Annotated in this window: 8 protein-coding genes and 1 pseudogene; 7 read left to right on the top strand and 2 right to left on the bottom strand. The window is 59.9% G+C overall.

Annotated features, from left to right (window positions below; all coding sequences use genetic code 11):
* Positions 1-129 precede the first annotated feature (129 nt).
* Together HW556_RS04160 and HW556_RS04155 are read left to right on the top strand one after the other, a co-directional pair.
* A complete protein-coding gene (locus tag HW556_RS04160) occupies positions 130-849 on the top strand; it encodes a pirin family protein (RefSeq protein ID WP_176898251.1) in 720 nt (239 codons plus the stop codon).
* Between the two features lie 9 nt (positions 850-858).
* Positions 859-1,575, top strand: a complete 717-nt coding sequence (locus HW556_RS04155; RefSeq protein ID WP_176898250.1) for a GAF domain-containing protein — start codon at positions 859-861, stop codon at positions 1,573-1,575.
* Between the two features lie 163 nt (positions 1,576-1,738).
* Here HW556_RS04155 and HW556_RS04150 read toward each other — a convergent pair whose 3' ends face one another.
* On the bottom strand, positions 1,739-3,589 hold the full coding sequence (locus HW556_RS04150; RefSeq protein WP_176898249.1) for a M2 family metallopeptidase: 1,851 nt from the start codon (positions 3,587-3,589) through the stop codon (positions 1,739-1,741).
* Positions 3,590-3,654: 65 nt separating this feature from the next.
* Positions 3,655-4,599, bottom strand: coding sequence for a M90 family metallopeptidase (locus HW556_RS04145; RefSeq protein WP_176898248.1), 945 nt, complete (start codon positions 4,597-4,599; stop codon positions 3,655-3,657).
* Positions 4,600-4,867: 268 nt separating this feature from the next.
* On the opposite strand from HW556_RS04145, the gene HW556_RS04140 reads away from it, so the two are divergent.
* The 5 genes and pseudogenes from HW556_RS04140 to bglX all read left to right on the top strand — a co-directional run bounded on the left by HW556_RS04140 (position 4,868) and on the right by bglX (position 13,572).
* Entirely contained in the window at positions 4,868-5,134 is a 267-nt protein-coding gene (locus tag HW556_RS04140; protein ID WP_176898247.1) for a hypothetical protein, read from the top strand.
* A 12-nt stretch (positions 5,135-5,146) separates the two neighbouring features.
* A pseudogene (locus HW556_RS04135) lies at positions 5,147-7,945 on the top strand (SusC/RagA family TonB-linked outer membrane protein); the annotation flags it as partial.
* Between the two features lie 12 nt (positions 7,946-7,957).
* Positions 7,958-9,499 (top strand): RagB/SusD family nutrient uptake outer membrane protein, encoded by a 1,542-nt coding sequence (locus tag HW556_RS04130; RefSeq protein ID WP_176898243.1) that lies wholly within the window; start codon positions 7,958-7,960, stop codon positions 9,497-9,499.
* 184 nt (positions 9,500-9,683) lie between these two features.
* Positions 9,684-11,072 (top strand): glucoamylase family protein, encoded by a 1,389-nt coding sequence (locus tag HW556_RS04125; RefSeq protein WP_176898241.1) that lies wholly within the window; start codon positions 9,684-9,686, stop codon positions 11,070-11,072.
* A 157-nt stretch (positions 11,073-11,229) separates the two neighbouring features.
* On the top strand, positions 11,230-13,572 hold the full coding sequence (gene bglX, locus HW556_RS04120) for a beta-glucosidase BglX (protein WP_176898240.1): 2,343 nt from the start codon (positions 11,230-11,232) through the stop codon (positions 13,570-13,572).
* Positions 13,573-13,638 lie beyond the last annotated feature (66 nt).

Below are 13,638 nucleotides of genomic sequence, written 5' to 3'. Positions count from 1 at the left end.
TAACGGTGTCCATTTTCCGGCCCTGCTGTCTTTGTTGGCGGCAGGGCCGGATCTTGATATAGGCGCTGCCTAACTTCCGGGGGCGGGCTGCGTAAATCGGAACACTACTCACCTGACTTCTCTTTCCTGATGCTGAAGCTGATTCCTGCCACCGACCGATACCACGCCACTCCAACCAACTGGCTAAGCAGCTACTATCTGCTCAGTTATGCCGATTACAACGACTCCGATAACGAGCACTTTGGCCCGCTACGGGCGTTCAACGACGCGACTATTCAAGGAAAGGGCGGCTATCCGCAGCAGCCGCGCTCCGAAATGGAGATTGTGACGCTGATACTCGACGGCGAATTGCAGCACGACGACACAGTGGGCAACCGCGGAACCATTAAAAAAGGTGATGCGCAGCGTATTACGGCCGGTACAGGCCTAGCGCATGCCGAAATGAACGCCACCGATACGCCCACGCACATTTACCAGATCTGGCTGCTGCCGAGCCAGAGTGGCCTGGCCCCCTGCTACGAGCAGAAAGATGTGAGTCTGTTTGATACCAGCAACAAGCTGATTCCGGTGGCCTCGGGCCAGAAAGTACTCGAAGACCTACTGTACATCAATTCCAACAGCACTATTTACTGGTGCAACCTCGACGCCGACGAAACGGTGCGCTTTAAAACCTTTCCCATCCGGAATACATTCATCTACGTGCTTGAGGGGCAGATTTTTGTCAACGGGCTCGATGTGGGCACCAGCGACCAGCTTCGGGCCACCGATGAGCACGTATTGGAGATTCGGGCGACGGCCGACGCCCGCTTTGTATTGCTCGACCTACCGGGTTCTCCGGCGAACTACTAAATTTACTGCATGAGCATTTCCTTTCCCGATAGCCTGATTCCAGCCGATGAGGCTGCCCGGCTGCGGGCCCTGCACCTTTACCAGATTGCCAATACACCTCCTGAACCCATTTTTGACGAATTCGTTGCCTGGGCAGCTCAGCTGTTCAGTACCCCCATTGCTATAATTTCGCTGGTCGATGAAGAGCACGTCTGGTTCAAGGCGGTGGCCGGAGTAGAGGACCTGTCGGAGTTGCCCCGCAACTCCAGCCTTTGTTCGGCAGCCATCTTGGTCGATGTGCCTATCGTTACCTCCGACTATTCGCCCGACAGCTGCCAGATCATCAAACCCGATGTGGCTTTGCAGATGGGCCTGAGCTTTTATGCCGGCGCAGCCCTACGCACGCCCGACGGCTCCCGCATCGGCATGATGGCCGTAATCGGGAAGGAGAATCGAGTTTTGTCGGAGACGGAAGAAGAAGTGTTGAATCAATTGTCGATACTCGTTAGCCGCACTATTGAGTTGCGGTTTAAGTATTTGCAGGCCGAGCATAATGCCGACTGGGAGGCTGCGCAGCGCGAGCTTTCTGTTACCCTCGACGACAACGCGACGCTCACCCGCTACCTCATGGCCCGCAACAACGGCCTTAACCTCAACGACCCCGACATCCATTCGCTGGTGCTTGCCCGCATGGTTGGCATGACCAAAGTGCTGGACCGCCGAATGGGCGAAACCAACGCATTGTAACAATCGGTTGCTGTATGCTACCAAAAAAAGACTGCTCCTCTCGGGCAGTCTTTTTTTGGTATTTATGGCTCGTGCAAAAAGCCGGTAGTGCGAAACTCCGGCTTTGCTTAGCGTTGGGTATTCTCCAAACTACGGTCCGGCAGAGTTGCCGGGCCGGAGGAAATTACATGGTGTACTTGCGGCCTTTGTTCTTCTCCTTGAGATAGGCCATCAGGGGCTGAAAGTACTCGACCATAGCGCGGGCCGAGAGGTCTTCGCCGGTTTTCTCCTTTAGCACCGTGCGCCAGTTCTTGCTGGCACCGGGCCGCATAATGTCGGCCAGGAACGTACCGACCTCTTTGCTGCCGTAGTAGTTGGTGGCGTGCGGGTCTTGCTTGAGGATGTTTTTGGCAATGTGGTCGTGGAGCTGGAACAGGATGACGTAGCTTAGGGCGTAGTCGTAATACTGCGCCGGGTCGTCGTTGATGTGGGTTTTGGTGGCCGGGTCGAGGTACTGCTCGCCTCGGGAAGTGGGCGGTACGATGCCCTGGTACTGCTTGGCCAGCTCCCACCAGCGGGCGTTCAGCTGGTCGGCGGGCAGGTTGTCGGCATAAAAACTGTTTTCCCACTCGCTCATCACGCCCGAGGCAAACGGAATAAACACCACCGAGCCCAGCGCCTCTTTCAGCAACGACTGCATCTCGTCGGTTTTCACCTTGGGGTCAATTAGCCCCAGCCCGGCCAGAAACGGCTTTTGCTTGGCCGCCAAGCCCATCAGGCTGCCCATGGCCTCGTGGTAGGCGCGGTTGGCCCCACCGCGCAGCAGCACCGGCACTTCGGGGTTGGTGTAGCTGAGGTAGTAGTAAATGTGGCCCAGCTCGTGGTGGGTGGTTTCGTACCACTCGGTGTTGGGCTCCACACTCATCAGGCTGCGCACGTCCTGCTCCAGGTTCATGTGCCAGGCCGAGGCGTGGTTGTTCTTCTTGTAATCAGCTCCCTTGGGCAGCGGGTACAAACTGGATTTCTCGTAGAAAACCGGCGGCAGTGCCGGGAAGCCCAGGCTCTGGTAGAACCGCTCGGCTTGCTGCACCTGCCACTCGGCTCCCTTCTTGGCCAGTACAGGGTCGAGGTCGAGGCCCTTTACGTCTACCATGCTGCTCCAGTCCTGGCCCCAACGGTTGGGCAGCCACGAGGCCGGCAGGTAGTCGGGCACCTGCTTCACGCCGTACTGTTTGGCCAGCTCGTAGCGGGCATATGTGTGCAGCTCGCGGTAGAGCGGGCGTAGCTCGTCGTTGAGCTGGCGCACCAGCGTCATCATCTCCTGCCGGTTTAGGCCGTAATCGGAAGCCTGGTAGGTGAAGTAGTCGGGGTAGCCTAGGGCCTGCACCGTCTGGTTGCGCAGGTCGCGCAGGTTCAGCAGGCCGGGCTTCAGTGTTGGTCCAATCTCCTTGCTGGCTTCCCAGAGTTTTTGCCGCCGGGCGGGGTTTTTCTCCTTGCGCAGCAGCTCATCCAGGTCGTTGGTAGTTACCGACTTGCCCTGGTATTTGTAGTCGAAGCCGTAGAGTTTTTCGGTCTGCTGGGTTTCGGCCTTGATGCGGGCCTTCACCACGTTGGCAATGGTTTGGGGCGAGTTGGCAGCGTTGTAAAGGGCCGTTTCGAGCTGCTTCACCTGCAAATCGGTCAGCTCGACTTGGTGCTCCAGCAGCTGGCGCAGGCGGGTAATATTTTCCGTCGAGCCAGTAAAGGCCGCCATCCGCTCGTTGGCGCGGGCCGTGGCCCCCGCATTGGCCGTATCGCCGGGCACAATATGGGTGTTGGAGCGCCACTCGGCCTCGGCCGATGCCGTGTACAGGCGTTGGTATTCGCCCGAATAGTAGGTTAGGTAGGTTTCAGCCAGCGAAGGCCAGTGGGGTGCAGCCGCTACGGCGGGCTGATCGATAATAGGGGGCGCAGTGGCTACCGGAGCTTTGGCAGTAGGGGCGCAGGCCGCCAGCAGGGAGGTGGCGGCGAATACGGGGAGGAAGTTTCTTTTCACGGGCGGGCAAGGAGTTACTAAGGGGATGTTTCGGATAGCCAAGTTACACTCCCAGCCGAAATGCCCTACGCGGCTGCCTGCTCCTGAGCCAGGTGGCAATCCTTGTATTTCTTGCCGCTGCCGCAGGGGCAGGGCGAGTTGCGGCCAAACTTCCGGCGGCTCCTCAGCGTCTTCAGCCACTCGCGCGGATCGACGGCGCGGCGCAGGAAACGACTCTTGGGGTTTTGGCGGAAGGCCAGCAGCAGCAGGCCATATAGCTCGGGGTGGTGCTGCTGCAACTTCTCGGGCTTCTCGAAGAAGTACTCCGTAACCACGGCAAAAAACTCGGCCTCGTTGGTGCCCGCGTAGTCGTTTATCTCGGAGTTGCCGGCCCGGATGGCCTCGATTTCGCGCTTCATCACGGCTTCCCACTCGGGGCGCAGGGCGGCGGGTAGGGCCAGGCCGGGCACGCCGTCAATTACACCATCGGCCTCATCAAGCAAGTGGGCAAACTCATGGATACCCACATTCTGGCGGTCGAGCGAATCCTGGAAGCCCCGCTCCAGCGACGTTTTCGACAGGCGCATATAGTGCGACGTCTGGAAGCCCTGCACGCTGCCGAGTAGGGTGCCCTCGAGGCCCACGTACTCCTTGTTGGGGTCGCGTTGCAGCGTCCAGGCATCGGGCACTACCAGCACCTCGCTCAAGTTGCCGTACTCCCAATCCGGGAAGCCAAACACCGGGATAATGGCCGAGGCGGCTACCAGCAACCGGGTGGAATCGTCCAGCTCAGTTTGCACGCCCGTTACGCGGGTCTGGGCCAGAAACAGCTGCACACGCTTCTCGAAGCGCGCTCTGTCGATTTCAGTAAGCGACAGGTAGAAGGCCACCCGCTCGCTGAGCACCAAGCGCCAGGCCGCCGGAAATTCATCGGCCAAGGCTGCCTTTTTCAGGCGAGTATCCTGGGTGAGGTAACGATAGAAAAAGAAGCCCACCAGGGCTATCAGCGCAAAAAAGAACAAGTAAGGCATGAGGCGCTAAACGGCCGGCCAGTGCTTATGGTTGGGGCTGCTGAACGGTGCTATACCCCGTTCGCCTTCACACCTTGGCTGCGGATTGAGCCAGCCGGCCGGTCGAAATGTTGACTTTCTGCGCAGCGTCGCCGATATAAGTGTGCTGCCGGCTCGACTGATTGTCATTTTTTACGTTAGCAGTTGACATGCTTTTCCAGGCCGCCAGCTTCCACATATCTGCTGGCCTGCCAACGCTTCTTTCAATTCCCATCAATTCCCACTTTTTATGAAAATTCCCTTACTCGTTGTGGGGCCCCCAGCCTTGCGCCGTGTGGCCCCCTGGCCTCTGTTAGGCGCGGCACTGCTCGGCGGCGGCAGCCAGGCAAGTGCCGCAGTCCGGGCATCAACTGACCTGAGTGTTCTCAGCTGGCCTGTTCAAGGCCCGACGGCCGCACAACCCGATGCGCCCGTAACGGGCCGGGTAGTGGACGAGAAGGGCGGCGGGCTGCCCGGCGTGAACGTGGTGGTAAAAGGCACCAACAACGGCACCTAGACCGATGCTGACGGCCGCTTCACCCTCACGGTGCCCGACAACGCCACGCTTATCTTTTCATCTGTTGGCTACACCAACCAGGAAGTAGCTGTTAACGGCCGCGCTACGCTGGACATCAGCCTGGCGCCCGATGCGCAGGCACTGAGCGAGGTAGTGGTAGTGGGCTATGGCACGCAGCAGAAGCGCGACCTAACCGGCTCGGTGGCCCGCATTGAGGCCAAGGAAATTGTAAACCAGCCTGTGCAGACGCCTACCCAGGCGCTGCAGGGTAAAACGGCCGGCGTGCAGATTATCAGCAACGGCACGCCCAATGGCCAGCCCACCGTGCGCATCCGGGGCACGGGCACGCTGCTGGCCGGCGCCAGCCCGCTGTACGTGGTAGACGGGGTGCAGACTACGGACATCCGGAACCTGAGCAACTCCGACATCGAAACTATCGACGTACTGAAGGATGCTTCGGCCGCCGCTATTTATGGTGTGCGTGGTGCCAACGGGGTAATTATTGTGACCACCAAAAAGGGCAAGCAGGGCAAGCCCGTGCTGAGCTACAACAACACTGTAGGCTTCAAGCAGGCCACCCGACTGGTAGACATGGCCGATGCAGGCCAGTATGTAAACTACCTCCAGGATACGGCTCCCAACGTGACGCTGCCTGACTTTACGGGCACTACCAACTGGTACGACCAGATTCTGCGCACTGCCACCTACCAGAACCACAACCTGGCCGTGTCGGGGGCCAACGAGAACGTGCGTTACTACTTCAGCGGCAACCTGCTGCAGGACGACGGGCTGGCCATCACCAACCGCTTCAAACGGCTGACGGTGCGCTCGAACACCGAATTCATCCTCTCCTCCAAGGTCAGTATCAGTTCGCAGGCGTCGTTCAGCCGGGCCGATACGCGCGACGTGAATTTCGGCACGGCTTTCCAGAACGCCTACCGGGCCTCGCCGCTTATTACTGCCAAGCAGGACGGGCGCTACGGCAATACCTCGGCCTTTGGCAACGTGGGCAACCCGCTGCTCGATATCGAGAAGAACGATAATAAGTCGCTCGAGAATCGTTTGCAGGGCAATGTGGGGCTCAACCTGACGCCCATTGAGGGCTTAACGCTACGCTCGGCCATCAACGTAGACCTGACCTACAACAACCGCCGGGTGTACAACTACCAGTACGCCAACGACGAGATAACCTTTCTGGAAGCCGGCGGCAACCAGCGCAACGACCGGAGTGCCCTGTTCGTGACGCAGATTAACAGCACCCGCTACCTGTGGGAGAACACGGCCACCTATCAGCGCCTACTCGGCGACAAGCACAACCTGACCGTGCTGGTGGGCACCGTGACGGAGGAGGGCCAGACCAACTCGCTGGCCGGCTCGCGCTTCGATGTGCCCGCCGACCCCAACCAGTGGTATTTGGGCACTGGCGACCCCAACACGGCCGTTAACAGCTCGCCAGCTCTGGGCAAAGACCGCCGCTTGTCAGCGCTGGGCCGCATTAACTACGTGTACGATGGTAAGTATCTGTTCACGAGCAACCTGCGCTACGACGGAACTTCCAAATTTAACTCGGACCAGCGCTGGGGCCTGTTCCCGTCGGTGGGTTTGGGTTGGGTGCTTACCGAGGAAAACTTCCTGAAAGACCAGCAGCTGCTGAGCTTCCTGAAGCTGCGGGCCAGCTACGGCCGCCTCGGCAACGACCAGATCGACCCCAATTCCTACATCACGACGGCCGACATCAACATCCCGTACGTGTTCAACTCCCGGCCGGTGCTCGGGGCTGTCATCAATCAGATAAAGGACCGCAACGTGCGCTGGGAAGTAACCCGCGAGTACGACGCCGCCATTGAATTCGGCCTGCTCGATAACCGCCTGAGCGGCGAGGTAACCTACTACGACAAGCTGACCACCGACGCGCTGATTCCGGTGAACATCCCGGCCCTGTTCGGCGACCCCGATAACCAGTACATCACCAACGCCGCCGACATCAGCAACCGGGGCCTGGAGGCGGCCCTGAACTGGCGCGCCAATGTGGGGGAGCGGTTCAGCTACAATTTCGGGGTGAATGCCACCTTCAATAAAAACCGCATTGAGAAGCTGAATGGCGGGCAGGCCCTGTTTGGAGGTGCCAACAACGTAACGCGCTCCGGTAACGGCGTGGCGGCGGGTACCTTCTATGTGCTTAAGGCCGTGGGCGTGTTCCAGAACCAGGCTGAAATCGATGCCTATCCGAAGTACACTTTTGAGACGCCGAAGCCCGGCGACCTGAAGTACGCCGACGCCAACGGCGACGGTACCATTGACCTGCGCGACCGGGTGAATGCGGGTTCTTACCAGCCGCCTATGTATTTCGGTATCAACGGCGGCCTAACCTTCAGCGGTGTTGACCTCTCATTCGTGTTCAGCGGCAACGTGAACAACGACGTGTACAATCGCAAAAAGCAGGCAACTGGGCAGGTGACCGACAACATCGAGGCCGACTTTGCCGACAACCGCTGGACGCCAACTAACCCCTCGAACACCGATCCGGCCAGCATCCGCAACAACACGCCCAACTCCACCTACTTCATCGAGTCGGGCTCCTACATCCGGCTCAATAACCTGGTGCTGGGCTATACGCTTCCCACCGAGCTGGTCAAAAAAATCCGCATGTCGTCGTTGCGCATCTATGCCACGGGCCAGAACCTGTTTACGGTTACCAATTACTCGGGCTTCACGCCGGAGCTGCCGGGTGGCCCACTGGATTCGGGTATCGAAGCCACTACGTACCCTACCAGCCGCACGCTGGCGCTGGGCCTGAACGTTAACTTTTAGTCTGCACCGCACATGAAAACGATATTTTCTCCCTTAAACCGCCGCTTCCGGTTGGCCGCCCTCGGGCTGGCTCTCACCGTTGGGGCCGCGGGCTGCAAAGACTTCCTCGAGGTGGCACCGCAGGGCCAGCTCACCGAAGACCAGATTAAAACCGACCCCGCCGCCGCCCAGAAACTGGTGGATGGCGTGTACAACGTAATGTACTTAGGGGGCTTCGGCTCCGACATTCACGGGCTGCAGTACGTGATGCTGACCGACGTGGCTTCCGACGACGCCGACAAGGGTAGCTCGCCCCAGGATTACGGCTCGGCCCTGGAGGTGGATAACTTAACCCTTAACTCCACCAACGACATCGTTAACAACGCCTGGCAGGGCTATTTCCAGGGCATCAATCGGGCCAACCAAGCCCTCGATAAGCTGCCGCTGAGCCCTGCTCCCGAGGCCACCCGCAACCGCCTGATAGGGGAGGTGCGCTTTTTGCGCGGCTACTTCTACTTCAACATGGTGCGCCTGTTTGGGGGAGTGCCCAAGCTTGATCGGGTGCCGCTGGCCTCGGAAATAAACGACCCCAGCCTGCAGAGGCGGGCCACGGCCGAAGAAATATACCAGCTCATCATCGACGACCTGCAGTTTGGGGTCGATAATCTGCCGCTGAAAGGGGCCACCGAAACCGGCCGCGCCACCAAGGCCGCCGCCCAGGCGCTGCTGGCCAAAGTGTATCTCTACCAGAAAAACTACCAGAAAGCCTACGATCTGACCAGCGAGATTGTGCAGGGCAATTCGGGCAACTACGGGCTGCTGCCCAACTACGAAAACATCTGGCGCGAAGTGGGGGCCAACAGCGAGGAATCGGTGTTTGAGGTGCAGACCGGCATCAACGCGGCCTGCAACAACTCGGCCGTGAACCTATATGTGGTCAGCCAGGGTCCGCGCTCGGGTGGCAAAGGTGGCTGGGCTGATCTGGGCTTCGGCTTCAACAACCCCAGCAGGCAACTGGCCGATGCCTACGAGCCCGGCGACAAGCGTCGGGAGGGCAGCATCATCTTCATCACGACGGCCAAAACCGGCACCGTGCTCTGGGATGGATTCCGCATTCCAAGCCAGGATTCGGTGGAGAACTCGCGCTACAGCTACAAGGCCTACCACAGCCGCACCATGGAAAGAAACTGCGGCAACAACGACTACTTGCCCAAGAACATCCGCATTATGCGCTACGGCGAGGTGCTGCTGCTGAACGCTGAGGCGGCTTTCCAGCTGGGCAGAACGGCCGAGGCCACCACGGTGCTCAACCGGCTGCGCACCCGCGCCGGCCTGCCCGCCCGTACCGGCCTCACGCTACAGCAAATCTGGCAGGAGCGCCGGGTAGAGCTAGCCCTGGAACACGACCGGTTTTTCGACCTGGTGCGCCAGGAAAGCGTGCAGCCCGGCCGCATTGTGCCGTTGTACGCCGCTCACGGCAAAACCTTTACCAAGGGTAAAAACGAGCTCTTTCCTATTCCGCAGCAGCAGATTGACCTGAGCGGTGGGGTGCTTACCCAAAACCCCGGCTATTAATGCCGACAGTAGCGCGAAGCATCCGCTTCGCGCGCCGTTGCCGACTGCCGAACAACATCGTTTAACGAGACGCGAAGCACCCGCTTTGCGCTACGGCACCCATTCCTTACTTGGCCCGGTATGCGGCCCTGAATCGCGCGCGTGGCGCGTGGTTCAGGGCCCTGCCATATCCCATTTCAGCGCTATGAAGCCATTCTTTCTGTTTTTTCTAGGCCTCGCGCTGCTACTGCCTGAACCCGGGCAGGCGCAGCGCAAACCGGCCGCTAAAAAGGCCGCCCTAGCCACTGCCGCAGTAGGTCTCACGCCGGCCGCCAGCGGAGCCAAACGCCCCCGCAACCTCACCGATGAGCAGCTACTGGACTTGGTGCAACGCCAGACTTTCCGCTATTTCTGGGACTTTGGCCACCCAGTTTCGGGCATGGCCCGCGAGCGAAGCAACGTGAGCTTCGACTACGGTAGCGAGGTGGTAACCACCGGCGGCACCGGCTTCGGGCTGATGGCCATTATTGTGGCGGCTGAGCGCGGCTGGATTACCCGCGAGCAGGCCGCCGAGCGCACGCTCAAAATCGTGAACTTCCTCTGGAAGGCCGACATGTACCATGGCGTATTTCCGCACTGGCTCGACGGCACCACCGGCAAAACCATCCGCTTCAGCCCCAAAGACGATGGGGCCGATATTGTAGAAACCTCGTTTCTGTTTGAGGGCCTGATTTGCGCCCGCCAATATTTCAGCCGCGACCTGCTGGCCGAAAGCGCGCTCCGCAACAAGATTCTGTGGATGTGGGAAGGCGTGGAGTGGACCTGGTTTCAGCAGGGTAACCAAAACGTGCTGTACTGGCACTGGAGCCCCAACAACGGCTGGAGCATGAACCACCAAATTCATGGCTGGAACGAGTGCCTGGTAACCTACGTGCTGGCTGCCAGCTCGCCCCGCTACGCCATCAGCAAGGCCGTGTACGACCAGGGTTTTGCCACCGGCGACGCCTTTCTCAATGGCAAGGAGTTCTACAAAACCAAGCTGCCGCTGGGCATTGATTACGGCGGGCCACTGTTTTTCTCGCACTACTCGTTTCTGGGCATCGACCCGCGCGGCTTAAAGGACCAGTACGCCGATTACTTCGCCCAGAACAAGGCCCACACGCTCATCAACCGCGCCTACTGCATCGATAATCCCAAGGGCTACAAGGGCTACGGCCCGAACAGTTGGGGCCTCACGGCCTCCGACAGCTACAAGGGCTACGCCGCGCATTCGCCTACCGAGGATCTGGGCGTGATTTCGCCCACGGCGGCCATTTCTGCTATGCCCTACACACCGGAGTTTTCGATGCAGGCGCTACGCCATTTCTACGACGACAAGGGCGACAGCCTCTGGGGTGAGTATGGCTTCGTCGATGCTTTCAGCGAGCAGCATAACTGGTACGCCAAATCGTATCTGGCCATCGACCAGGGGCCGATTGTGAGCATGATTGAAAACCATCGTACGGGCCTGCTCTGGAAGCTGTTCATGAGCAGCCCCGACGTGCAACGTGGCCTTACCAAGCTCGGTTTCGAAAGCCCGCACCTCAAAAAATAGGCGTGGGCACGACATTACCGAAGCCGGCCAAATATCGAGGGTCGCAGTTCGGGTCCGGCAAAGGCGCTTTCCCGGCTGTTTTGGTTGACGCCGGGGCACTCGATGTAGCGCGCCCGCGCCCGGCCCCTTCCTCCACTATTTCAATTCACAACTCCTTATGAAACATCCGTTCCGCACTGCCCTGCTGCTGAGCCTGGGGCTACTTACGCCCCTGCTCAATACACCCCAATCGGTGGCCGCTGCTCCGGCTGCCGCCGCCGCGCCCGGTTCCGCAGCCGACGACGACCAGGCCAAGATGAATAAGTTCATTGCCGACCTGATGCAGAAGATGACGGTGGACGAAAAAATCGGCCAGCTCAACCTGATTACCGTGGGTTTCGACGTAACCGGGCCGGTGGTGAGCAAGGATGTGGACGCCAGCATCCGGCGCGGCGCAGTGGGGGGCGTGTTCAATACCTTCACGCCCAAAGCCGCCCGCAAGCTCCAAGAAATGGCCGTTAAGCAGACGCGCCTGCGCATTCCGCTTATGTTCGGTTACGACGTTATCCACGGCCACCGCACCATTTTCCCTATTTCGCTGGGGCTGGCCGCCAGCTGGGATTTGGCGGCCATTGAGCAGAGCGCCCGCATTGCGGCCGAGGAAGCTTCGGCCGATGGCCTGAACTGGGTGTTTTCGCCGATGGTCGATATTAGCCGTGACCCGCGCTGGGGCCGCATTTCCGAGAGTGCGGGCGAAGACCCCTACCTGGGCTCGGAGATTGGCCGCGTGATGGTGCGCGGCTACCAGGGCTCCGACCTGACGAAAAGCAATACCGTAATGGCCTGCGTAAAGCATTTCGCCCTATATGGCGCTGCGGAGGGCGGCCGCGACTACAACACCACCGACATGAGCCAGGTGCGCATGTACAACGAGTACCTGCCACCCTACAAGGCGGCCATTGATGCCGGAGCGGGTTCGGTCATGTCCTCGTTCAACGACATCAACGGCGTACCCGCCACCGGTAATAAGTGGCTGATGACCGATTTGCTGCGCAAGCAGTGGGGCTTCCCCGGCTTCGTGGTAACCGACTACACGGCCATCAACGAAATGACGGCCCACGGCATGGGAGACGATGCCCAGGTGTCGGCGCTGGCCCTGAACGCCGGTATTGACCAGGATATGGTGGGCGAGATTTTCCTTAAGAACCTGGCCCGCAACCTGAAAGACGGCACCGTGCAGCAGATGGATATTGACACGGCCTGCCGCCGGATTCTGGAGGCCAAGTGGAAGCTGGGCTTGTTTGAGGACCCCTACCGCTACACCAACGAGAAGCGGGCCAAGCAAACCATGATGAAACCCGAATTCGTGGCCGCCGCCCGCGACATTGCCCGCAAAAGCCTAGTGCTGCTCAAAAACCAAAACCAGGCCCTGCCGCTGCGCTCCACCGGTACCATTGCTCTGGTAGGCCCGCTGGCCTCGCGCCAGCGCGACATGATTGGCTCGTGGAGTGGGGCCGGCGACTGGAAACAGGCCGTGTCGCTGGAGCAGGGCCTCCGCAACGTGGCGGGTAGCGCAGTGAAAATTGTAACGGCCCAGGGCGCCAATTTCACCGATGACGCGCAGATGATTGCCCGCCTCAACACCCACGGCGGCGAGCTGAACGTGGACCCGCGTAGTGCCGACGAGATGATTGCCGAAGCCGTAAAAGCCGCCCAGAGTGCCGACGTAATTGTGGCCGCCGTGGGCGAGTCGCAGGGCATGACGGGCGAGGCCGCCAGCCGCGCCGATATTGGCCTGCCCGCCCCCCAGATGGCGCTGCTGAAGGCGCTGAAGAAAACCGGCAAGCCGCTGGTCATCGTGCTGATGGCGGGCCGGCCGCTCACGCTGCCCTGGGAAGAGCAGAACGCCGATGCCATTCTGGAAACCTGGTTTGCGGGCTCGCAGGCCGGCAACGCCATTGCCGATGTGCTGTTCGGCCGCTACAACCCCTCGGGTAAGCTGCCGGCTACCTTCCCCGAGTCGGTGGGCCAGATTCCGCTGTACTACAACCACAAAAGCACCGGCCGGCCCTACGCCGGCGTGGCCCTCGACAAGTACAAGTCGCGCTACCTGGACGTCAGCAACGACCCGCTTTACCCGTTTGGTTTTGGCCTGAGCTACACCACCTTCAAGTACGGTAAGCCCGAGCTGAGCACCTCTAGTCTGGCCCCCGGCGCTACGCTTGATGTGAAGGTAACGGTGCAAAACACCGGCGATTCTGACGGCGAGGAAGTGGCCCAGCTCTACCTACGCGACCTAGTAGGCTCGATTTCGCGGCCCGTAAAGGAGTTGAAAGGCTTCCAGAAAGTAATGCTGAAAAAGGGCGAAACCCGCACGCTTACTTTCCGCCTCAGTCCCGCCGACCTGAGTTTCTACAACACCGACCTACAGTTTGTAGCCGAGCCCGGCGACTTCGAGGTGATGGTCGGCGGCAACTCCCGCGACGTGCAAACGGCTGCTTTCAAGCTGCAGAGTAAATAAACAGCTTGGGTATTTAGCCAAAAGAGCGGTGCCTCCTCAGGAAGCACCGCTCTTTTAGTTGTATAG

The organism is Hymenobacter terrestris (genome assembly GCF_013377905.1).
Taxonomy (GTDB): Bacteria; Bacteroidota; Bacteroidia; order Cytophagales; family Hymenobacteraceae; genus Hymenobacter; species Hymenobacter terrestris.
The sequence above is the reverse complement of the archived record's forward strand: the minus strand, read 5'-3'. Positions and strand labels throughout refer to the sequence as shown.